Origin of the sequence: Pseudomonas sp. WPR_5_2, from assembly GCF_003634475.1 — a bacterium.
Classification (GTDB): domain Bacteria; phylum Pseudomonadota; class Gammaproteobacteria; order Pseudomonadales; family Pseudomonadaceae; genus Aquipseudomonas; species Aquipseudomonas izuensis.
In genome coordinates this window covers 172,185-194,128 of record NZ_RBLA01000011.1, presented here as the reverse complement: position 1 = coordinate 194,128, position 21,944 = coordinate 172,185, and the positions used below count along the sequence as shown (strand labels likewise).

Genomic DNA, 21,944 nt, shown 5'->3' with positions numbered 1-21,944 from the left:
TCGCCGGTTCCACAAGGGCCGGTCGCATAATGCAAAAAGCCCGGCGCTACCGCTTCGGGCTCAGTCCAGACTCACTATGGAGGCACTGTGAAAGCATTGCAAGGCGTTGACGGTCAAGTGGAGTGGGTTGAAGAGCCGAGTCCTGCTTGTGATGTAGGACAAGTTCGCATTCGCGTGGCGGCTGCGGGCCTCAATCGCGCCGATTTGTTGCAGAAAGCCGGTCTTTATCCACCGCCGCCGGGGGCCAGCCAAGTGCTCGGTCTAGAGTGCTCCGGGGTGATCAGCGAGGTCGGTCCGGGCGCTTCGTGGAAGGTAGGGGATCGGGTTTGCGCCTTGCTGGCCGGGGGCGGGATGGCCCAAGAGGTGGTTGTCGACGGACGGCATGTGTTGCCGGTACCCGACGAAATGTCGTTGGCCGAAGCCGCCGCGCTGCCGGAAGTGTATGCCACTGTCTGGTTGAATTTGTTTCAACTCGCTGCGCTCAAGCCGGGTGAGAAAGTTCTGTTGCACGCCGGCGCAAGTGGAATCGGTTCAGCGGCCATTCAGCTGTGCAAGGCGTTTGGTAACCCGTGCTGGGTCAGCGTCGGCTCCGCCGAGCGCCTGGCCTACTGCGAAGCGCTCGGAGCCCAGGGCGGGGTGGTGCGCACCGACGATCTGGAGAGCCTGAGCGATCTGGGGCCGTTCGATGTCATCCTCGATCCGGTGGGTGGCAACTATGCGGCGCTGAACCTGAAACTGCTGGCCGGTGACGGTCGTTGGGTGTTGATCGGCCTGATGGGCGGCCGCGAGGCCAGGCTGGACCTGGCACAGGTGTTGGCCAAGCGTGTGCAATTGCTGGGTTCGACCTTGCGTAGCCGTGACGATCAATTCAAGGCGGATCTGTTCAGCGATCTGAGCCAGCATGTCTGGCCGCTGTTTGCCGAAAAACGCCTGAGCCCGCAACTGGCCAAGGCCTTTCCGATCAAGGATGCCGAAGCGGCGTTTGCGGAGTTGGCGAGTAACAAAGTGGCAGGGAAACTGGTGCTCTTGATCGACGAAAGCCTGACCTGACAACGCAAAACCTGTGGGAGCGAGCCTGCTCGCGAAGGCGGATTTTCAGCAACAGATGTGTTGAATGATACACCGCTTTCGCGAGCAGGCTCGCTCCCACAGGGGATCTGGGTTATTTCCAGAGATGGATCGGCCAGCCGGCCTTTTCGGCCTGCTCACGTAACACCGGATCCGGGTTGACCACATGCGGGAAATCCACCTTCAGCAACAACGGCAGATCATTGCGCGAGTCTGAATAGAAACTCGCGCCCTCCAGGTTTTCCTCTTCGGCATCCAGCCACTCCAGCAATCGGGTGATCTTGCCTTCGCGGTAGGTCAGGGTGCCGACGGTGTTGCCGGTATAAACCCCGTGCGCCACTTCCAGTTCGATCCCGAGAATCTCGTCGATGCCCAGGCGCTCGGCAATCGGTCCGACCAGGTGCGTGCCCGAGGCGGAGATCACCAGAATGCGGTCGCCCGCCTTGCGGTGGGCGGCGATGGCTTTGGTGGCGTCGCTGAAGATGATCGGTTCGATGAAGTCTTCTACCCACGGACCGACCAGGTGATCGACTTCGGCCGGCGTACGACCGATCAACGGTTCGAGGCTGAATGCCATGTAATCCTCCATGGCCAGATGGCCCCTGCCGTAGGCGTCCATCAATTCCTTGTCGCGTCGCAGGAAGGATTCGCCATCGACCCAGCCGAGGCGGACCATTTGCTCACTCCACAGCGAGGCGCAATCGCCGTGGATCAGGGTTTCGTCCAGATCAAAAATTGCCAGGGCCATCAGTGCAGTTCTCTCTTCAACATCAGCAAGGGCATCAGGCTACCTCACACAGGGCAGTCGGATCGATGGAAAGTGCCAGGCGCTGACCATCGGGGTGCAGATCGCTGGCCGAGCGGTTGAGTACGTCCACCACCAATTCCACGCCCCGGGCTTCGATCCGGTAACGAATCACGTTGCCCAGCAGGCTGTGGCTGCGCACTTGTGCATCGAGTTCGCCGTTCAGGCTCAATTCGATGGCCTCCGGTCGAATCGCAATACGATGATTGACCGGCCGCTGCAGCAGTTTCGTCGCGCTCTCGGCGTCCAGCAGGTTGTAATTACCAATGAATCCGGCGGCGAACACATCCACGGGGGCGGTGTACAAGGTTTCGGCGTCACCGCTCTGTACGATTTTTCCCTGATTCATCAGGAAAATCCGGTCAGACATGGTCAGGGCTTCTTCCTGATCGTGTGTGACGAAAATGGTGGTCAGGCCCAGTTCGCGCTGGATCTGACGGATCTGTTCACGCAGGTGCTTGCGGATTCGCGCATCGAGGGCCGACAGCGGTTCATCCAGCAACAATAGGCGTGGTCGGGTCACCAGCGAACGGGCGAGGGCAACACGCTGGCATTGGCCGCCTGACAGTTGATGCGGATAGCGGGCGGCAAAATCATGCAGCTCCACCAGTTTCAGCACTTCGGCGACACGTTTCTGACTATCGTCGGCGTTGACCTTCTGCATGCGCAGGCCGAAAGCGACGTTCTGCTCGACGGTCATATTGGGGAACAACGCGTAACTCTGGAACACCATGCCGATCCCGCGTTTCTGCGGGCTCAACGGCACGATATCGGCATCATCGAGCAGGATCTTGCCGCCATCCACCGAGGTCAGGCCGGCGATGCAACGCAGCAGCGTGGATTTGCCGCAACCGGACGGGCCGAGCAAGGTGACGAACTCACCCTTTTGAATTTCGCAATTGATGTCGCTGAACACCGTGGTGCCCGCGTAGTCCTTTTTAAGATGTTGGACGCTGACATAGCTCATTCGCTTTTGTCCTTGTTCAAGATATTGGCCGCCCAGGTCAGAACCAGCACGAAAAAGAAGTAGGAAATCACCAGCGCACTGGTGAAGTGGCCGCTGCTGTTGCGCATGTTGTTGAGGTAGACCTGCAAGGTTTCGTAGCGGGTGCCGACGAGGATGTTGGCGAACACGAACTCGCCGAACAGGAACGAGAACGACAGCAGCAAGGCCACCATCAAGCCCTTGCGCAGGTTCGGCAGCACCACCAGGAGCGCTGCCTGGAAGGTGCTGGCACCGAGCAGTTGGGCGGCGTCCATCAGGTCGCGCAGGTTGATCGCTTGCAGGTTGTTGGTGATCGCCCGGTACATGAACGGCAGCGCCACGGTGAAGTAGCAACCGATCAGGATCCACGGCGTGCCGACCATGGCGAACGGCCCGGATCCGTAGAGTTGCAACAGCCCCACCGACGACACCACCGGCGGTACGGCGAAGGGCAGCAGGATCAGGATGTTCATCAGCGCATCGAGTTTCGGGAAGTGGTAATGCACCACGAACAGCAACGGCAGAATCAGCACCACCGACAGTATCAGCGCGCCGATGCAAACCACTAGAGATTGGCCAAAAGCGCTCAGGAAGCGCGGATCGCTCCAGAGTTGCAAGTACCATTTGGTGCTGAAACCGCTGGGCAGGATGGTGGCCGACCAACTGCTGGAAATCGAGTAGATAAAGGTGCCGAGCAACGGCAATAACAGGATGGCAAACAGCAGATAGACCACTACCCGATGGTAGATACCGGCGGGCCCCAATTCAGCGCGAGACATGGTAGCTCCTCTTCAACAGCAGCTGATGCACGATGGTCACCAGGGTCATCAACGCCACCAGCACCACAGCCAGGGCGCTGGCCAGGTTCGGGTCCAGGGAAATGTCACCCGAAACCATCGCCGCGATGCGGATTGGCATCACGTTGAAGTTGCCGGTGGTCAGGGCATACACCGTGGCGTAGGCGCCGAGTGCGTTGGCCAGAAGGATCACGAAGGTGCCAAGCAGGGCCGGGGTCAGCACCGGCAGACCGATGTGGCGCCAGAACTGCCAGCCGTTGGCGCCGAGCAGCGCGGCTGACTCGCGCCAGTCTTCGCGCAAGGCATCAAAGGCCGGGTAAAGCAGCAACACGCCCAGGGGAATCTGGAAGTAGGTGTAGAGAATGATCACTCCGGTTTTCGAATACAGGTTGAAGTCCTGAATGATCCCGGCCTGCTTGAGCATGATGGTGAAGGTGCCGTTGAAGCCCAGCAAAATGATGAACGCAAAGGCCAGGGGCACGCCGGCGAAGTTGCTGGTCATGTTGGCGAAGGCGTTGACGAAGTTGCGCAGTTTCGAGTCGACCCGGCGCAGGGAGTAGGCACCGAGCACGGCAATGATGATGCCGAACACGCTCGACCAGAAACTGATCTCGAGGCTGTACTGGATCGCCTGGAGATAGAACTTCGAATTGAAGATCCTGGTGAAGTTCGCCAGGCCCCAGCCGAACTCTTCCGATTCCAGGCTGTTGATCATCACCCACACCAGCGGGGCGATTTCGAACACGATAAAGAATAGGGCGAAGGGTACCAGGCACAAGGCTGCCAGCCATTTGCCGCGCGTCATGGAGGTCACTTGAGCAGCTCCCGGCATACGGGTTTGTCGTGGGGTACGCCCAATAACTCGCAGACGGTGCCGCAGATTTCGATCTGTTTCGGTGCGGCGCCGGCATTGAAGCTGAAGGCATCGCCGAGCACGAACAGCGGCACTTCGCGTTCTTCGGGCAGCAGGCCGTTATGGGAGCGGTCGTTGTTCATGCCATGGTCGGCGGTCACCAGCACCTGATAACCGGCGTCGAGCCAGCCTTGCAGGTAGTCGGCGAGGATGATGTCCGCCGAGCGGGCGCTGTTGCGGTATTGCGGGGTGTCGAGACCGTGCTTGTGCCCGGCGTCGTCGATGTTCATGGGGTGCACCAGCAGGAAATTCGGTGCATGGCGCAGGCGCAGGTTTTCGGCGTCGGCGAACAGGTGCGAGTCGGGGTAGTGATCGCTCCAGTAGAAATGCCCGTGCTGGATTGGCAGGGCAGGGTCGTCGGTGTGACGATCCCGGGCCGCCACGAATGGCGAGCGGTTGTACAACTCACTGACCCAGTGATACGCCGCTGCCGCGGTCTTCAGGCCGGCGTCGGTGGCGTAGTGGTAGATGCTGCGCTGGTTGGACAGGCGCGAGACGTTGTTATGAACGATGCCGCTGTCGATCGGCGTGACGCCGGTCAGGATGCATTCGTAAAGCGGTCGGGACAGGGCCGGCAATGCACACTCCAGTTTGTAGAGCGCTGCGCGTCCTGCGTCGACGTAAGCCTGCAGGTGCCCCATGGCGTGGCGCGCGACTTCGTAATTGAGGCCGTCGAGCACGACAAGGATGACATTGTGCTTCATAGGGGCGGTGACTCCAAAAACAGAGGGATCGATGAAACCTGTGGGAGCAAGGCTTGCCCGCGATGGCATCACCTCTGGTCTATCGGATAGACCGAGTTGCCTGCATCGCGAGCAAGCTTTGCTCCTACAGATGAAGCATTACTTCATTTCTACGATGACTTCTTCGTTCCACTTCTGAGGCAGTGCCTTGGAGGTTTTTTCCCAGGCATCCGCGTCCTTGATCGGCGTGACCTTTTTGTACTGCTCGTTCGGCAGCAGCTTGGCCTGGACATCGGCCGGCAGGGTCAGGTGCTCGGCGCGGATCGGACGGGCGTTGCCTTTGGCCAGGTTGATCTGGCCGGCGTCGCTGAAGATGTACTCACGCGTCAGCTTGGCGGCGTTCGGGTTCTTGGCGTATTTGTTGATGATGGTGGTGTAGCCGGAAATCACCGAACCGTCGGATGGAATCAGTACGGTGTAGTCATCCGGATTGGCCATCTTGTCCTTGTAGCTCAGGCCATTGAAGTCCCAGACCACGCCGACCTCGATCTCGCCTTTTTCCATGGTGGCGATGGTCGGGTTGGCCATCGACAGGCGACCCTGTTTGGCGATGTCGGCGAACAGATCCAATGCAGGCTTCAGATTCTTCTCGTCGCCACCGTTGGCCAGTGCGGCGGCCAGTACGCCGTTGGCGGCCTGGGCGGCGGTGCTCACGTCGCCAATGGACACCTTGTATTTGCCGTCCTTGAGGTCAGCCCACTTGGTGGGGGCTTCGGAACCGTGCAACAACTTTTTGTTGACGATGAAAGCGATGGTGCCGGTGTAGGCCAGGGCCCAGTGACCGTCCTTGTCTTTAGCCCAGGCAGGCACTTGGTCCCAGGTGGATGGCTTGTAAGGCTGCGTAACGTTCTGTTTCACCGCGATCGGGCCGAAGGCTGCACCGACGTCGCCGATGTCGGCGCTGGCGTTATCTTTTTCAGCAGCGAATTTGGCGATTTCCTGAGCCGAGCTCATGTCGGTGTCGATGTGTTTCAAACCATAGGTCTTGGCCAGGTCTTCCCAGGTGCCTGCCCAGTTTGCCCAGTTGTCGGGCATGCCGACACTGTTGACCGCGCCTTCCGCTTTCGCAGCGGCTTCAAGGGTTTTCAAATCATCAGCCGCCATGGCGGCGGTGCACATGGCAATGGTCGAGCCTAACAGTGATGCCAGGAAAAGCTTTTTCATTCCGAAGCTCCTATGGGCGTTTTCAACGCTGCGATTGCGGTTGTGTTGGTCTAGGTCAGCAATACCTGAGCCAATCTAAGGGGGCTCGATGACACTTTGATGTCGTTCGTCGGCCGGCTGAACGTTAATTTGCCCGGTATTGGAGGGTGCCTGATAAGCGTAGACCATCATCGAAGGCCCGCCGTACAAGGACTTGGCCGAGGTATTGCACGTTTTTTTCTGATTTGTTGGCGTAACCGTTCGGTCGCTTGTCATCGCTCAGTCATGTGCACTGCCTACGCTTGCAGGATGTTGATCGAGCCGATTAGTCGTGCGGTTCTGCCCCGAAACAGTGCTGGTCTAGTCCAGATAGGTAACGTTGATGCGTGATGAGGCAACAAAAGCGGTGACAGCCATTGGCCAGGTGCTTCAGGAGCAGCTCGATCACGGGTTGCTCGCGCCCGGAAGCAAATTGCCCGCCGAGCGCAAGCTCAGTGAGTTATTCGGGACCACACGGATCACTGTGCGCGAGGCGTTGTTGCAACTGGAGGCTCAGGGGCAGATTTATCGCGAGGAGCGACGTGGCTGGTTCGTTTCGCCACCGCGCCTGGCCTATAACCTGATGCAGCGCAGTCACTTTCACGCGATGGTCAGCGCCCAGGGGCGAGTGCCCTCCACCGAGGTGATTTCTGCGCGTTTGCAACCGGCGTCGGCGGCGGTCTGTGCCTGGTTGCAGTTGCCGGCGCTGTCGAGCGTGATTCAGATCTGCCGTTCACGACGCATCGACGGGCGACTGGTGTTGTACGTGGAGCACTACCTGAACCCGCAGTATTTTCCGGGGATTCTGGAGTTCGATTTGAATCAGTCGATCACCGAGTTGTATGCGCGGCACTACGATCTGCACTACGGGCGGGTGCGTTTCGAGATCGTGCCGACGGCGTTATCGGTCGATGCGGCGGCGGCGTTACGGGTGTCGGTGGGGAGCCCGGGGTTGCGCATTGCGCGGGTCAATTATGATCAGCATGAGCGCTTGATCGACTGTGACCTGGAGTTTTGGCGGCATGATGCGATTCATGTCGGGGTGGATGTGGTCTGAGCTTTTGACTTTCTGTGGGAGCAAAGCTTGCTCGCGATGCAGACGCCGCGGCCTATCGCAGGATTGCGTCGATGCTATCGCGAGCGAGCTTTGCTCCCACAAAAGCCGTGGTGCTATTCCTTCTGCGGGCCACCACCGGCGGTGATGACTTGCACACTCATCCTTGGCGTCGCCAGGTCCATCCCCGCTTCGTCCATATGCCGTTTCAGCGACAGGTTGAACGCCCGTGAAACCTCCCACTGCTTGATCGGCGCGGTCTTGAAGCGGGCGCGAAGAATCGCGTTGCCGGATTCGAAACTTTCCACACCCTGAATCTCCAGCGGCGACCAGATGTTGCGCCGTTGCAGTGGGTCGGTGCGCATTTTCTGGCCGACTTCGCGCATCAGTTTGATCGCGTTGTCGATGTCCATGCTGGCCGGTACGGCGACCCGGAAGATCGCGTAGCCGAATTCCCGGGAGTAGTTCTTGATGCTTTTGATTTCGCTGAACGGAATGGTGTGGACGATGCCGTCGATGTCCCGCAGGCGTACGGTGCGAATGGTCAGGCCTTCGACGGTGCCCAGGTGCCCGCCGACATCCACGTAGTCGTCGATGGCCAGGGAGTCTTCGATGATGATGAACAGGCCGGTGATCAGGTCGGCCACCAGCGATTGTGCGCCGAAACCGATGGCCAGGCCGATCACGCCGGCACCGGCCAGCAGTGGCGTGACGTTCATGCCCATGTTCGCCAGGGCGACGATCAGCGCAATGATGAAGATCGCCACGAACAGTACGTTACGGATCAGCGGCATCATCGTCTGTGCGCGGGCGTTGGCCAGGCCTTTGCGCGAGCGGGTGAGGGCGTGGTGCACGGCGGTGTCGCTGAGGATCCAGATCAGCCAGGCGAAGATCAGCGTGCCGCCGAGGCTGAACAGTTTGACGCTGATTTCATGGCCTTCGCCTTCGGTGAAGCTGATCAGCGACATACCCCAGACCCGCAGGCCGAGTTCGATGAACGCCAGCCAGACCAGCAGATGCGCGAGGGTGTAGAAGAAGCTTTTCAGGCGTTCGGAGTACAGCGCGTGGCGCTTCACGCCGCGTTGTGGCTTGAGGGCATGGCGGCGCACCAGGCCGTTGATGACCATGCACAACACCAGCAGCACGGTGCAGATCAGCGACTGACGCAGGGCGGTGCTGGTATCGCCGGCCGAAACGAAGGTGGCGAACAGCGAAATGCCCACCAACACCAACGCCGGCACGAACCAGAAGGTGCCGAGAATTTCGATCGTGTCGCTGAGGGCGCGGCGGGTCAGGCGTCGTGACAGTGGCTGGTTGCGGATCAGATGCGCGACCGGGCGCCGGAAGCGCAGGATGAACAGCCCCGTGGACAGCGCCGCCAGGACGTTGGCCACCGTGGCGGCGGAATGCGCCAGATGCACGCCCAGGCTTTCGATCAGGCGTGGGTCGTTCAGGGCTTCACCGAACGCGGCAAAGCTGCCGATCAGCCACAGCGGCCGAAAGGCCTGATGGCGCAGGATGTACAAGGCCCGGTGACGGTGCGGACCGTCGAGCAGGGAAAAGGCGATGACGCAGACTGCGGAAAAACAGGTGCCCACCACCAGCGCATACGCCAGCACCATGGCCAGGCTTTTACCCAGCGACGATGGCAGGGCGTAGCTCATGTACACCGTGATGACCAGGGCGATCAGCCATGGTCCGAGCTTGCGCAGGGCGAAGCGCAGCATGTCCAGGGCCCTGGGATGTTGCGGCAGCTCTTCGGTCAGGCCGAAACGCATGCGTACCCGATGGCTGAGCCAGATCAACGCGGCCGCCAGCAGGCTCCAGACCATCAAAATCATGGCGAAGGCGAAAATGATCGGCAGCCATTCGTTGGCTGGCAGCACCAGCTCGATCAGTTCGTCCCTGGCCAGGTTGAATTCGTCGGACCAGCGCGTGATCGGGCTGTCGGCACCGGAAAACTGTTTTTCGAAACTGGCCAGGGTGCCGCCGATCAGGCCCAGCACGCCTTCTTCGGTGGTCGGCTGGGCCTTTTTCGTGACATCGCGCAGTTTCTTCAAATCCGCCAGCAGCTTGGTGCGCTGTTGATCGTTTTCCAGGGACTTGATCACTTCGTCGAGGGATTGACCGAGGGGTTCCTGCGCCTCCGGCTGGGCTTTCGCCGAACTGTTGAGAAGGCTCGGCAAACCGGCCGCCTGGGCTGGCACTATCGGCAGCAGCGTCATCAGACAGATGAGGAAAAAACACGGCAAGGCAAAAAGACGAGCGAACACTGGGCGGTCAACCTCGGGGTGAGCGGGTCGACCGAGTGTACGAGCCCGTCAAATTCAATGCGAGTCGGGGGAGGATTTATTCGTTGAGTTTGGCGAGGATCTTGAACACCACGGTGGCGAGGATCAACAGCATGCCGATCCACATGGCGAATACGCCGGCGTTCTTGTCGCGAAAGTTGAAGCCGATTGCCAGCAGGATCATCCCGGCGAGGATCGGGATCAGCATGCCGTGGAAGGAGGACATCGAAATCATGGTGACTGCCTTGTCAGGGGGAGTAGTTGAAGTCTAGGTGGGAATTGGATGGGCGGTGCAAAGGTGTATCAGAAATGAGTTACCAACATCATGAGTTGGTATTGGCTGTGCTGCCGTCTTCGCGAGCAGGCTCCCACATTGGAATGCATTTCAACTGTGGGAGCGAGCCTGCTCGCGAAGCTTTTTTAAGGTTTACGGTAACTCACGGCAGGCGTAGAAGGCGCTCAGCACTTTGACCAGATGTGCCAGGTCATGGCTGCCGCACAGTTCGCGGATCGAGTGCATGGCGAAGGTCGGCAGGCCGATGTCCACGGTGCGCACACCCAGATGGCTGGCGGTGATCGGGCCGATGGTCGAGCCGCAGCCCATGTCGCTGCGTACCACGAAACTCTGCACCGGCACTTCTTCGGCCATGCACAGGTGACGGAAGAACCCGGCGGTTTCGCTGTTGGTGGCGTAGCGCTGGTTACTGTTGACCTTGATCACAGGGCCGGCGTTGAGTTTCGGGCCATGGTTGGCGTCGTGCTTGTCAGCGTAGTTGGGGTGCACGCCGTGGGCATTGTCGGCCGAGACCAACAGGGATTTCTGAATGGTGCGCACGAACTCATCACCTTCGGGCAACAGGCGACGCAGCGTCTGCTCGAGCATCGGGCCATCGGCCCCGCAAGCCGAGCACGAACCGACTTCCTCGTGATCGTTGCAGACCAGTACGCAGGTTTCGTCGGTCTCGGCAGTCAGCAGCGCTTGCAGGCCGGCGTAGCACGACAGCAGGTTGTCCAGGCGTGCGCCGGCGATGAAGTCACCATGCAGGCCGATCACCGCTGCGCTCTGCGTATCGTAGAAACTCAGCTCGTAATCCAGCACCACGTCGGCATTCAGGCCATGTTCACGGGCCAGTTGATCGGTGATCACCGCGCGGAAATCCACGCGCTCGTCGCCGGCAAATTGCGCGAGCACCGGTGGCAGTTCGGTTTGGGCATTGATCGCCCAGCCCATATTGGCTTCACGATTGAGGTGGATGGCCAGGTTGGGGATGATCGCGATGGGTGCCTTGAAGTCGATCAACTGGCTTTCGACCTTGCCGTCACGGCGGAAGGTCACGCGCCCCGCCAGGGACAGGTCGCGGTCGAACCACGGTGCCAGCAGGGCGCCGCCATAGACTTCCACGCCCAGTTGCCAGAAGCCCTGGCGTTGCAGTTCCGGCTGAGGCTTGACCCGCAGGCACGGGCTGTCGGTGTGGGCGCCGACCAGGCGGATCCCGCCATGCAGCGGCGAGTGGCGGCCCATCTTGATCGCGACGATCGAAGAGTCGTTACGGGTGACGTAGTAGCGACCATTGGCTTCGGTATTCCACGGCTCGCGCTCGTCGAGACGCTGATAGCCCGCCGCTTCTAGACGTTGAACAAGGCTGGCGGTGGCATGGAACGGGGTAGGGGAGGCCTTGAGGAAGTCGATCAGGCCTTGGTTCAACTCTTCGCGCATAAGTAGCTCCAGACAGCAATGACGCCAGTTTAACGTATTGGTTGGAGAATTGGCGGTGGGCTGATGGTGGGGATGCCGCCGAGATTAAATCTTGAGAAGACCCCTTGTGGGAGCGAGCCTGCTCGCGAAGGCGGAGTGTCAGTCACCATTGATGTCGACTGACACTCCGCCTTCGCGAGCAGGCTCGCTCCCACAGTTTTTATTGTGTTGACCGTTAAAACGGTGCAGGGCACTCGAAACGCAGGCGTTCGCCGGTCTGGGGATGAGTGAAGGTGAGCATGCTGGCGTGCAGGCACAGGCGTGGCCAGGCCGCCAGGGCCTGTTCGTGGGCATAGAGCCCGTCGCCCAGCAACGGGTGGCCGATGGACAGCATGTGTACACGTAATTGGTGCGAGCGGCCGGTGATCGGCGTGAGCTCCACGCGGCACCAGTCGCCGCAACGCTCCAGCACGCGCCAGAACGTCAGGGCATGTTTGCCGAATTCATGGTCCACCACATGGCGCGGCTTGGTCGGCGGATCGTAGCGCAAAGGCAGGTCGATGCTGCCACTGTCCAGCTCGGGTTGACCCCAGCACAGTGCGGTGTAGGCCTTTTCGGTCTCGCGGTCGTGAAACTGCCGGGACAGTTCGCGGTGCGTATCGGGATCACGGGCCAGCAGGATGATGCCGGAGGTTTCCCAATCCAGCCGATGGACGATTCTTGCTTCCGGGTAGCCGTTTTCTTGCAGGCGGGTGATCAGGCAGTCCTTGTTGTCATCGGCCCGGCCAGGGACGGAGAGCAACAGGGTCGGTTTGTTCACCATCAGCACGGCGGCGTCCTGATGGATGATGTGGACGTTGGACAACGGCATTAAAACAGCCTCGTAACAAACGCCAACGGCGGTTCAGGCCCCCCGCTCTGTGGGAGCAAGCATTGCTCCCACAGAGTACAGACAGCCTGAACCGCCGTGGCTCCCGCCGGATCGACTCAGCGATCTGGCAGGGTGATGTTGAGTTCCAGAATCGAGCAGCTGCCCTGGCTTTCCAGTGCGACGTGCACGTCATCGGACCCGATGTTGACGTACTTGCGGATCACCTCGACCAGCTCCTTCTGCAAGGCCGGCAGGTAGTCCGGGGTGCTGCGTTGGCCGCGTTCGTGCGCCACGATGATCTGTAGACGCTCTTTCGCTACCGACGCGGTGCTTTGCTTTTTGTTGGCACGAAAGAAGTCAAAAAGGTTCATTGCTTAGTTGCCTCCAAACAGGCGCTCGAAGAATCCCTTCTTCTGTACATCGAGGAAACGATGGTCCACGGTCTTGCCCAGCAGGCGATCAACGGTATCGCTGTAGGCCTGGCCGGCATCGCTCTGGTCGTCGAGGATCACCGGAACGCCCTGGTTGGATGCCTTGAGCACCGCCTGGGATTCAGGGATCACGCCGAGCAGCGCCACCGAGAGGATTTCCTTGACGTCTTCTACGCCGAGCATTTCGCCTTTGCTCACACGTTCCGGGTGATAACGGGTAATCAGCAGGTGTTCCTTGATCGGGTCTTCGCCGCGCTCGGCGCGACGGGACTTGCTGGCCAGCAGGCCGAGCATGCGGTCGGAGTCACGAACCGAAGACACTTCAGGGTTGGTCACCACGATCGCTTCGTCAGCGAAGTACATGGCCAGGTGGGCGCCTTTCTCGATGCCCGCCGGGGAGTCGCAGACCACGAACTCGAAGTCTTCCTTGAGTTGCATCAGGACTTTTTCCACGCCCTCGACGGTCAGTGCGTCTTTGTCGCGGGTCTGGCTGGCGGCCAGTACATAGAGGTTTTCCAGGCGCTTGTCTTTGATCAGGGCCTGTTGCAGGTTGGCTTCGCCGTTGACGACGTTGACGAAGTCGTACACCACGCGGCGCTCGCAACCCATGATCAGGTCGAGGTTACGCAGACCGACGTCGAAGTCGACGATAACTGTTTTGTGACCGCGCAGAGCGAGGCCGGTACCGATAGCGGCGCTGGTGGTGGTCTTACCCACACCACCCTTGCCGGATGTAACCACGAGAATCTTGGCCAAGGTGTTTCACCCCTAAGGAAAAAGGACTTTTAGCCCCTGAAAAACATCTCTTGAAAACTACTGCAGTCGGACAGCCTTGGCTGGAATTCGGTTCTTGGCGGCGTTTACCCCCGGTAAACACTGCTTTTGGCCTGTTTCCTACTTCGTTTGAGCCGTTTTCGCTACGTTTTAGAGATGTTTGGAAAATGCGGCAGTATCCGTTAAAGCCGAATGATGTTCAACACATCGCCCGACAGGCTGACCTGAACGCCTGAACCCCATAAAGGGTCGCGACGCAGATCTTCGGACACCTTGTAATGACCGGCAATGGAGACCAGTTCAGCGCTCATTTGCTGACAGAAAATCCTGGCTTTCGTATCGCCTTTGACCCCGGCCAGCACACGACCACGCATGGGGCCGTATACATGGATGTTGCCATCGGCGAGAAGTTCCGCCCCCGGGCTGACCGAGGAAATCACCACCAGATCGCAGCCCTGGGCATAAATCTGCTGGCCGCCGCGTACTGGCGAAGTGATAATTTTTGTCGGTTTGATCGTCGGTTCCGGCGGCTTTTCGGGTTTTTTCGCAACGACGCCTTCACTCAGGTCCAGCGGGCGCTCACGGGCGCCGGACGGTGGCAGCACCGGCAGGTCGACTGCGATGGCAGCCGCGATGTCTTCGATACGGCTGGCACGGATCGCCAGGGTGCGCAGGCCGTGCTGGCGGCAGACGCGCATCAGGCCCGGCAGATCGACCACGCCTTCGTTGGGCGACAGCTTGTCCAGGGCCAGTACCAGCGGTGCATTGCTGAAAAAGTTGGGTGCCTGGGCGACCTTGGCGGCCAATTGCCGATCGAGGCTTTCGAGGTCGTTACGGGCCAGTTCCAGCACCGTAATGGCGAGCATGCTGCCCTTCAGCTGGAACACGGGATCTTGGTCTAGCGGTTCGGTTTGGCTCATGGTCGGCATACAACGACTTGTCACTAAAAGTGCCGAGACTTATAACGAGAACGCCCGCGGGCCGCAAGCCGGGTCGAACGATGTAGAATGCGCGGCCATTGTCTTTTCGGAAGCTTTAATGGATCGCCCGCGTTTTCGAACAACCTTTCTGTCTCCACGTTTCTGGCCGCTGTGGCTGGGCCTTGGGCTGTTGTGGCTGATTGTCCAGTTGCCGTACCCGGTCTTGCTGTGGATCGGCCGTGCGCTGGGTGCCTTGATGTATCGGGTGGCCGGCGACCGACGGCGCATCGCCAAGCGCAATCTGGAGCTGTGCTTCCCTGAAAAGACCGCTGCCGAGCGCAAGCGTCTGCTCAAGGAAAACTTCGCCTCCACCGGCATCGCCTTTTTCGAAATGGCCATGAGCTGGTGGTGGTCCCGTGAGCGCCTGGCGAAGCTGGCCCACGTCGAAGGGCTGGAGCATTTGCAGCAGGCCCAGCGCGAAGGCAAGGGCGCGATTCTGATGGCGGTGCATTTCACCACCCTGGAAATCGGCGCCGCACTGCTTGGCCAGCAGCACACCATCGACGGCATGTACCGCGAGCACAAGAATCCGTTGTTCGACTATGTCCAGCGTCGTGGTCGCGAGCGGCACAATGCCGATTCACTGGCGGTGGAGCGAGAAGACGTGCGTGGCATGCTCAAATTGCTGCGCTCGGGCCGGGCGATCTGGTATGCACCGGATCAGGACTACGGCGCCAAGCAAAGCATTTTCGTGCCGCTGTTCGGCATTCAGGCCGCGACCGTCACCGCCACCAGCAAGTTTGCTCGGCTGGGCAAGGCGCTGGTGGTGCCATTCACCCAGGAACGCCTGGCGGATGGCAGCGGTTATCGCCTGGTGATCCATGCGCCGCTCGAAGGCTTCCCGGGGGAAACCGAGGAAGAAGACTGCCTGCGCATCAATCAGTGGGTCGAAGGCGTGTTGCGCGAGTGTCCGGAGCAATACCTCTGGGCCCATCGTCGCTTCAAGAGCCGCCCACCCGGCGAGCCGAAGTTGTACGCCAAGCGCGGTTGATCAATCGAACCCTGTAGGAGCGAGCATGCTCGCGATGGACTCGAGAACGCCGCGGGGTGTCAGGCTGCCAGCGTTATCATTGACGACCATCGCGAGCAGAGCTCGCTCCTACAAGGGAAGGTCCCCATCAAAGAGCATGGAGCGTTGTATATGAATCCCGCTGAACCGGTCACAGGGTTGATTCTTTCCGGCGGCGGGGCTCGGGCGGCCTATCAGGTCGGTGTGCTGGCGGCGATTGCCGAGCTTTTGCCATTGGGTGCGGACAATCCGTTTCCGGTGATCGTCGGCACCTCGGCCGGTGCGATCAATGCCGTCAGCCTGGCCAGCGGGGCGATGGATTTTCGCGCGGCCATCGAACGGCTCACGGCCTTCTGGCAGGGCTTTCGCAGTCATCTGGTATTGCGCAGTGACTGGCCCGGAGTGATCCAGCAGGCCAGTCGATTTGTCGGTCACAGCCTGCTGGGCCTTGGCGCTCAGGTCCCGGTGGCGTTGCTCAATAGCACGCCACTGCGCCATTTGCTCAACCACAAGTTGCACATGACCGGTATTGCAGAGGCCATCTCTCGAAAGCAGTTACACGCAGTGGCCGTCACAGCGTTTGGTTACGAATCCGGTCAGGCGGTGACGTTCTATCAAGGCGGCGGCACCATTGACGCCTGGTTGCGCCATCGACGAATTGGCGTTCCTACCCAGTTGTCCGTTGAACATCTGCTCGCCAGTTCGGCCATTCCGCTGTTGTTTGCCCCGGTGAAAATCGGCGAAGAGTATTTCGGTGATGGCGCGGTGCGCCAATCGGCACCGATCAGCCCGGCACTGCACCTGGGGGCGAGTCGTGTGTTGGTGGTGGGGGTCAGTGGCAACCCGAGGGGCATCGATCCGGAGCAGCCGTTGCAGCGCGCGTACACCGGTCAGCAACCGACCCTGGCGCAAATCGGTGGGCACATGCTCAACAGTACGTTCATTGACAGCCTGGAAAGCGACATCGAGTTGTTGCAGCGCTTGAATCAGTTCAGTCGCCTCATGCCCGATGGCACACCGATCCGCACGCTGGGCGTGGCGCCGGTGGAGGTGCTGGTGATTTCGCCGAGTCAGCCGATCGACGAGATTGCCGCACGCCATCGCCAGGAATTGCCGGCGGCGCTGCGATTGTTTTTGCGCGGGCCAGGAGCGACCAAGACCAGTGGGGCGGGGGTGTTGAGTTATCTGTTGTTCGAGGCGGGGTATTGCAGCGAGTTGATTGATCTTGGGCGGCGGGATGCGTTGGCCAAGAAGGATGAGTTGTGCCGGTTTCTGGGATTGGCGGTTTCGGCTTGAGATTGACGGTGCGGCATTCGCGAGCAAGCTTTGCTCCCACAGGTTTTGTGTCGTTCGCATAAGTGGCGAACAATATAAAACCTGTGGGAGCAAAGTTTGCTCGCGATGGCGTCCTTACAGACGCCGCCGAATCAGAAGTGAACCTTGACCAGTAAGCTGGTCGCGCTCTGATCGGTCTTGAAGCCCTGGCTGTCTTCGATACCGTACTTGTTTTTCCAGTAGTCGTATTCGACACCGACGTACAACTGTTTTTCACCCAGATTCAGCGCCTTGCCCAGGTCGTACTTGATCTGCGGATTGAAGTGCAGGTTGGCGTGGTATTCGCCTTTTTTGTTGACGTCGTTGTCAACCACCCAGTCCATGAAACCGTCGATCAGGATGCTCGAGTCGCCCACCGGAATGGTGTAGGACCAGACCGGCGTGACCTGCCAGATGTTGTCGCCCGGGCGGCTGCCTTCGGTGTGACGGTTGTAGAAGTTCAACTGGAAGTAGTCGAAGCCCGGGATGGCCAGGTCGAAGCCTGGACCGATCAGGTACGACTCGGTGTCGTTCTCGCCGAACTCATAGGTCATGGCCAGCAGGACGTCCTTGACCGGGCCGAATTCCAGCTTCTGATCGAAGATCTTGCCGAACGACAGGCGCGGGCTGAATTCGCCGTAGTAAGAGTTATTACCCGCGAAGGCGTCTGGCTTGCCGTTGTAGAAGATCTTGTCGACGAAGAAGAAGTTGTCGCCGTATTTCCAGCCATCGGCGTGTTCGAAGGTCACTGTCTGCTGGATGCGTGGGTTGACCTGGAAGTCCTTGCCATACAGGTAGGTCAGGCTGTTGTTCTGCCATTGCAGCAAGTCGCCGGCCATGGCCTGGCCCCCTGCCAGCATGGATCCCGCGAGCATCAGGCTAGTGCACGTGCGTTTCATTCGGTTGCTCCCAAAAAGTAGTGGTTTCACGTTTTTTTTTTAAGGTCGACGCTCTGGTGTGGCGTCTTTTCCTGTAGCTGTAAAAAATCTTCCATTCGGTCAGCTTGAGTGCTGTCAGCAAGTGCTGCGCCAAGGTTTTCTGAAAACAAAAAAACTCCCGTTCGGCTGCTCTGCAACAGTCGATTGAGAGGGTTTTGGGGATGCCTTGGTACCGTCCAGTGCCGGGATAAGTTGGCTTTCTGGTCAGGAATTAAATCCGGGCTTTTTTTTAAAGCGGATTCAGGCGGCCGCGGAGAATACTGACTCCTTGGCCAGGTCTCAAGTGCCCCGCAACAGCGCACCGACGACAGGTTTGAAGCGCGGTTGCGGGTCATCTTAAAAATGCACCTTCACCAGCAGGCTGGTGGTGCTCTCATTGGTGTCCAGTCGAGTGCTGTCTTCAATGCCGTACTTGTTTTTCCAGTAGCTGTATTCGACGCCGACATACACCTGTTTCTCCCGCCAGCCCAAGGCCTTGCCCAGGTCGTATTTGACCTGCGGGTTGAAGTGCAGGTTGGCGTGATAGGTGCCATGGGCGTTCTGGTCGTTGTCCACGACCCAGTCGATGTAGCCGTCAATCAACAGGCTCGAATTGCCCAATGGCAGGGTGTAGGACCAGGCCGGGGTGATCTGCCAGACATCATCGCCGGGGCGCGAGCCTTCGGTGTGGCGGTTGTAGAAGTTCAGGGTGAAAAAGTTGAAGCCGGGCACCTTGAGATCAAAACCGGGACCGATCAGGTAAGCCTCGCTGTCGTCTTCGCCATTCTCGTAGGTCATGGCCAGCAGCACGTCCTTGATCGGGCCGAATTCGAAACGGCGGTTGAGGATTTTGCCGAAGGACAGACGCGGGCTGAATTCGCCGTAGTAGGCGTGAACGCCTTTGTTCCGGTCTTGCGCGCCGTTGTAGTAGGTGCTGTCGACGAACAGGAAGTTATCGCCGTACTTCCAGCGGTCGGCGTGTTCGAAGGTGATCGTCTGCTGGATCGGCGGATTGACCGCGAAATCCTTGCCGTACAGATAGCTCAGGCTGTTGGTTTGCCACAGCAGCAGATCGCCGGCCATGGCCTGGGTCGCGGCCAGAAGCCCACCGCCCAACAGTATGTTTGTCTGTGTCCGAATCATCTGTTGCTCCTTCTTGTTTTTATTTTTCAGGCGCAGGCAGTCCCCGACCTGTGGAAGCGAGCCTGCTCGCGAAAGCGGTTTGCCAGTCAACATTGATGTTGGATGTGACGACCTCTTCGCGAGCAGGCTCGCTCCCACAGGTTCTGTGGTGTCTTTACCTGTCAGTGGGCGTGGCAGTTGGCGGCAGCGCGTTCGGCGCCGCCAAGAATGTTGAACAACAGGTTCAACGTCAGGGCGCTGAGAGTGGCCATGGCGATGCCGCTGTGGGTGATCGGGCTCATCCATACGGGCAGGTGGGCGAAAAACTCCGGACGCACCACCGGGATCAGGCCCATGCCGATGCTCACCGCCACCAGCAGCTGGTTGCGGCGGTCACCGATGTCGGCTTCCTGAAGAATCTTGATGCCGGTGGCGGCCACCATGCCGAACATCGCAATCGCCGCGCCGCCCAGTACCGCTGGCGGAATCGAGGCCACCAGGAACGCCGCTTTGGGCAGCAGGCTCAGGACGATCAGCAAGCCACCGGCAACGATGGTCACCGAGCGGCAGCGCACGCCGGTCATCTGCACCAGGCCGATGTTCTGGGCGAAGGAGGAGTGGGTGAAGGTGTTGAAGAAGCCGGCGAAGAACGAGGCGCCGGCATCGCACAGCAAGCCGCGACGCAACATGCGCGGGCAGACTTCCTGGCCGGTGATCTTGCCCAGGGCGAGGAACATCCCGGTGGACTCGACGAAAATGATCACCACCACCAGGCACATCGAGAGAATCGGGGCGAGTTCGAATTTGGGCATGCCGAAGTGCAGCGGGGTGACGAATTGCAGCCAGGGCGCATTGGCCATGCCGCTGAGGTCGACCATGCCGATCAGGCCGCAGAGCACGTAGCCCAGGCACATGCCGATCAGTACGGAAATATTGACCCAGAAACCACGCATGAAACGATGCACCAACAAAATGGTACCCAGCACCAGCGCAGCAATGGTCAGGTAGATCGGCGAACCGAATTGCGCGGCCTGAGCGCCGCCGCCGGCCCAATTCACCGCTACGGGGAACAGCGACAAACCGATCGAGGTGATGACCGTGCCGGTCACCAGCGGTGGGAAGAAGCGTACGACTTTGGACATGAACGGCGCGATGATCATGCCGAAGAAACCGGCGGCGATGGTGGCGCCGAAGATTCCTTGCAGGCCGATGCCGGGCATGCCGGCCATGGCAACCATGCTGCCGACCGCAGCAAAACTGGCGCCCATCATCACCGGCATGCGGATACCCAAGGGGCCGATGCCGAGGGACTGGACGATGGTGGCAATACCGGCCACCAGCAGGTCGGCGTTGATCAGGAAGGCGATTTCTTCACGACTCAGGCCTGCGGCCTGTCCGATGATCAGCGGCACCGCGATGGCTCCGCCGTACATCAGCAGAACGTGTTGCAGGCCAACCAGGATCAGTTGCAAAAGGGGTAAACGCTGAATGGCGGGTGCGTCGGGGATGCGCGCTTCGGATAGCTCGGACATGCAACACCTCGGATCATTTTTATTCTTGTGATTATTTGCATCAGGGCGACCGCGTCGCGGCCAATCGCTGGCAAGTCGAATCGTCGCACCGCAGCTCCCACAGGATTTAGGTGATCCCTGTGGGAGCTGGCTTGCCAGCGATACTTTTTGCTACTTAATTGGTCGGGGCACCCTGAACAATCCAGGCGCCGATCAGGTCACGTTCCTGCTGGGTCATCTGCGTGATGTTGCCCAGTGGCATGATCTGGCTGGTGACGGCTTGCGCCTGGATGCGCGCAGCGTTCTGGCGGATCTGTTCGGGGGTATCGAACATCACCCCGGCCGGAGCTGCGCTGAACAGCGGGCTGGTCGGTTTGGCTGAGTGGCAAACGGCGCAACGCTCTTGAATCACGCTGTGCACCTTGTCGAAACCAGGACCGGCATTGGACGCTTGCGCTGGCGCCGCTGCCGGAGCTTCGGCAGGTTTTGCCTCAGCCGGTTTCACACCACCGCCCAATGCTGTTTCCGGCAGCGGCTGGTATTCGATCTTCGCAGGCGCCTTGGCCACTTCAGGGCTGTTCATCGGTGCGGGGCCGGTGACGTAAGCCAGGCTGATCATGCCCACCGCTGCCACTGGCAGGGTCCAGGCAAACTTGTGGCTGTCGTGACGGGTGTTGAAGTAGTGACGCACCAACACCGCCAGTACCGCGATCCCCGCCAGGATCAACCAGTTGTACTGGCTGCCGTAGGTGCTCGGGAAGTGGTTGCTGATCATGATGAACAGCACGGGCAAGGTGAAGTAGTTGTTGTGACGCGAACGCAGCAGGCCTTTGGCCGGCAGTGCCGGATCGGGCGTGCGGTTCTCGGCGATTGCCGCCACCAGTGCGCGCTGTGCGGGCATGATGATGCGGAACACGTTGCCGACCATGATGGTGCCGATGATCGCGCCGACGTGCAGGTAGGCACCACGACCGCTGAACACCTTGCTGAAGCCGTAGGCGGCGCCGATGATCAGGACGAACAGGATGAAGCCGAGCAGGGCAGGGCGTTTGCCCAGGGCCGAGTCGCAGAGGAAGGAGTAGATGAACCAGCCGATGAACAGCGAGCCGATACCGATGGCCACGCCTTCAGGGCCGCTCAGGGTGCTGCCCGGAGCCAGCAGATAGAGCGTCGGGTTGGAGTAGAACACCACGCACAGCAGCGCGATACCCGACATCCAGGTGAAGTAGGCTTCCCATTTGAACCAGTGCAGGTTGTCCGGCATGGTCGGTGGGGCCAGTTTGTATTTTTCCAGGTGGTAGATGCCGCCGCCGTGGATCGCCCACAAATCACCGGCCAGACCGCTTTTCGGGTTGACCCGATTGAGGTTGTTTTCCAGCCAGACGAAGTAGAACGACGCGCCGATCCAGGCCACACCGGTAATCATATGAACCCAGCGCACGCTCAGGTTCAGCCATTCCAACAGATGTGCTTCCACAGTC

22 protein-coding genes are annotated in these 21,944 nt (G+C 59.8%); 4 read left to right on the top strand and 18 right to left on the bottom strand.

What is annotated here, in order from left to right:
* Positions 1 to 87: 87 nt before the first annotated feature.
* Positions 88 to 1,050, top strand: a complete 963-nt coding sequence (locus tag BJ917_RS30255) for an NAD(P)H-quinone oxidoreductase (protein WP_121105945.1) — start codon at positions 88 to 90, stop codon at positions 1,048 to 1,050.
* A gap of 112 nt (positions 1,051 to 1,162) precedes the next feature.
* Here BJ917_RS30255 and BJ917_RS30250 read toward each other — a convergent pair whose 3' ends face one another.
* From BJ917_RS30250 to BJ917_RS30225, 6 genes are all read right to left on the bottom strand, one after another.
* Positions 1,163 to 1,816, bottom strand: coding sequence for an HAD family phosphatase (locus tag BJ917_RS30250; RefSeq protein WP_096509692.1), 654 nt, complete (start codon positions 1,814 to 1,816; stop codon positions 1,163 to 1,165).
* A gap of 34 nt (positions 1,817 to 1,850) precedes the next feature.
* The gene (locus BJ917_RS30245; RefSeq protein WP_096509693.1) at positions 1,851 to 2,840 is read right to left on the bottom strand and encodes an ABC transporter ATP-binding protein; all 990 of its coding nucleotides are present in this window, start codon (positions 2,838 to 2,840) and stop codon (positions 1,851 to 1,853) included.
* A complete protein-coding gene (locus tag BJ917_RS30240) occupies positions 2,837 to 3,637 on the bottom strand; it encodes an ABC transporter permease (RefSeq protein WP_096509694.1) in 801 nt (266 codons plus the stop codon). The genes BJ917_RS30245 and BJ917_RS30240 overlap by 4 nt, the downstream gene beginning before the upstream one ends.
* Positions 3,624 to 4,460: an ABC transporter permease subunit gene (locus BJ917_RS30235; RefSeq protein ID WP_177435625.1), complete on the bottom strand. Its 837-nt coding sequence runs from the start codon at positions 4,458 to 4,460 to the stop codon at positions 3,624 to 3,626. Before BJ917_RS30235 ends, BJ917_RS30240 begins: the two co-directional genes overlap by 14 nt.
* A 5-nt stretch (positions 4,461 to 4,465) precedes the next feature.
* Positions 4,466 to 5,272 (bottom strand): alkaline phosphatase family protein, encoded by an 807-nt coding sequence (locus BJ917_RS30230; protein WP_121105941.1) that lies wholly within the window; start codon positions 5,270 to 5,272, stop codon positions 4,466 to 4,468.
* 138 nt (positions 5,273 to 5,410) lie between these two features.
* A complete protein-coding gene (locus tag BJ917_RS30225) occupies positions 5,411 to 6,475 on the bottom strand; it encodes an ABC transporter substrate-binding protein (protein ID WP_121105939.1) in 1,065 nt (354 codons plus the stop codon).
* Positions 6,476 to 6,836: 361 nt separating this feature from the next.
* Between BJ917_RS30225 and BJ917_RS30220 the strand changes: the two genes are divergently transcribed.
* The gene (locus tag BJ917_RS30220; RefSeq protein ID WP_096509698.1) at positions 6,837 to 7,550 is read left to right on the top strand and encodes a UTRA domain-containing protein; all 714 of its coding nucleotides are present in this window, start codon (positions 6,837 to 6,839) and stop codon (positions 7,548 to 7,550) included.
* A gap of 113 nt (positions 7,551 to 7,663) precedes the next feature.
* Here the strand turns inward: BJ917_RS30220 and BJ917_RS30215 are convergent, their stop codons facing one another.
* The 7 genes from BJ917_RS30215 to minC all read right to left on the bottom strand — a co-directional run bounded on the left by BJ917_RS30215 (position 7,664) and on the right by minC (position 14,530).
* Complete coding sequence (locus BJ917_RS30215; RefSeq protein WP_096509699.1) at positions 7,664 to 9,820, bottom strand: mechanosensitive ion channel family protein; 2,157 nt, start codon at positions 9,818 to 9,820, stop codon at positions 7,664 to 7,666.
* A 76-nt stretch (positions 9,821 to 9,896) separates the two neighbouring features.
* Positions 9,897 to 10,073, bottom strand: a complete 177-nt coding sequence (locus BJ917_RS32055; RefSeq protein WP_172901572.1) for a hypothetical protein — start codon at positions 10,071 to 10,073, stop codon at positions 9,897 to 9,899.
* Positions 10,074 to 10,265: 192 nt separating this feature from the next.
* A complete protein-coding gene (locus tag BJ917_RS30210) occupies positions 10,266 to 11,555 on the bottom strand; it encodes a M18 family aminopeptidase (RefSeq protein ID WP_096509700.1) in 1,290 nt (429 codons plus the stop codon).
* Between the two features lie 214 nt (positions 11,556 to 11,769).
* Positions 11,770 to 12,405 (bottom strand): RluA family pseudouridine synthase, encoded by a 636-nt coding sequence (locus BJ917_RS30205; protein ID WP_121105937.1) that lies wholly within the window; start codon positions 12,403 to 12,405, stop codon positions 11,770 to 11,772.
* Positions 12,406 to 12,521: 116 nt separating this feature from the next.
* Positions 12,522 to 12,776 (bottom strand): cell division topological specificity factor MinE, encoded by a 255-nt coding sequence (gene minE / locus BJ917_RS30200; protein ID WP_007974947.1) that lies wholly within the window; start codon positions 12,774 to 12,776, stop codon positions 12,522 to 12,524.
* A gap of 3 nt (positions 12,777 to 12,779) precedes the next feature.
* Positions 12,780 to 13,592: a septum site-determining protein MinD gene (gene minD / locus BJ917_RS30195; protein WP_060541535.1), complete on the bottom strand. Its 813-nt coding sequence runs from the start codon at positions 13,590 to 13,592 to the stop codon at positions 12,780 to 12,782.
* A 200-nt stretch (positions 13,593 to 13,792) separates the two neighbouring features.
* On the bottom strand, positions 13,793 to 14,530 hold the full coding sequence (minC, locus tag BJ917_RS30190) for a septum site-determining protein MinC (protein WP_121105961.1): 738 nt from the start codon (positions 14,528 to 14,530) through the stop codon (positions 13,793 to 13,795).
* Between the two features lie 118 nt (positions 14,531 to 14,648).
* Here minC and BJ917_RS30185 point away from each other — a divergent pair, with 118 nt between their 5' ends.
* Complete coding sequence (locus BJ917_RS30185) at positions 14,649 to 15,581, top strand: lipid A biosynthesis lauroyl acyltransferase (RefSeq protein WP_096509701.1); 933 nt, start codon at positions 14,649 to 14,651, stop codon at positions 15,579 to 15,581.
* Positions 15,582 to 15,731: 150 nt separating this feature from the next.
* Positions 15,732 to 16,895, top strand: coding sequence for a patatin-like phospholipase family protein (locus tag BJ917_RS30180; RefSeq protein WP_121105935.1), 1,164 nt, complete (start codon positions 15,732 to 15,734; stop codon positions 16,893 to 16,895).
* 131 nt (positions 16,896 to 17,026) lie between these two features.
* Here BJ917_RS30180 and BJ917_RS30175 read toward each other — a convergent pair whose 3' ends face one another.
* From BJ917_RS30175 to BJ917_RS30160, 5 genes are all read right to left on the bottom strand, one after another.
* Positions 17,027 to 17,812: an outer membrane protein OmpK gene (locus BJ917_RS30175; RefSeq protein WP_096509703.1), complete on the bottom strand. Its 786-nt coding sequence runs from the start codon at positions 17,810 to 17,812 to the stop codon at positions 17,027 to 17,029.
* A gap of 26 nt (positions 17,813 to 17,838) precedes the next feature.
* Positions 17,839 to 18,186, bottom strand: coding sequence for a hypothetical protein (locus BJ917_RS31830; protein WP_147432593.1), 348 nt, complete (start codon positions 18,184 to 18,186; stop codon positions 17,839 to 17,841).
* 1 nt (position 18,187) lies between these two features.
* Positions 18,188 to 18,973, bottom strand: coding sequence for an outer membrane protein OmpK (locus BJ917_RS30170; protein WP_121105933.1), 786 nt, complete (start codon positions 18,971 to 18,973; stop codon positions 18,188 to 18,190).
* Positions 18,974 to 19,134: 161 nt separating this feature from the next.
* A complete protein-coding gene (locus tag BJ917_RS30165) occupies positions 19,135 to 20,484 on the bottom strand; it encodes a nucleobase:cation symporter-2 family protein (protein WP_096509705.1) in 1,350 nt (449 codons plus the stop codon).
* A 154-nt stretch (positions 20,485 to 20,638) separates the two neighbouring features.
* Positions 20,639 to 21,940, bottom strand: a complete 1,302-nt coding sequence (locus BJ917_RS30160; protein ID WP_121105931.1) for a urate hydroxylase PuuD — start codon at positions 21,938 to 21,940, stop codon at positions 20,639 to 20,641.
* Positions 21,941 to 21,944 lie beyond the last annotated feature (4 nt).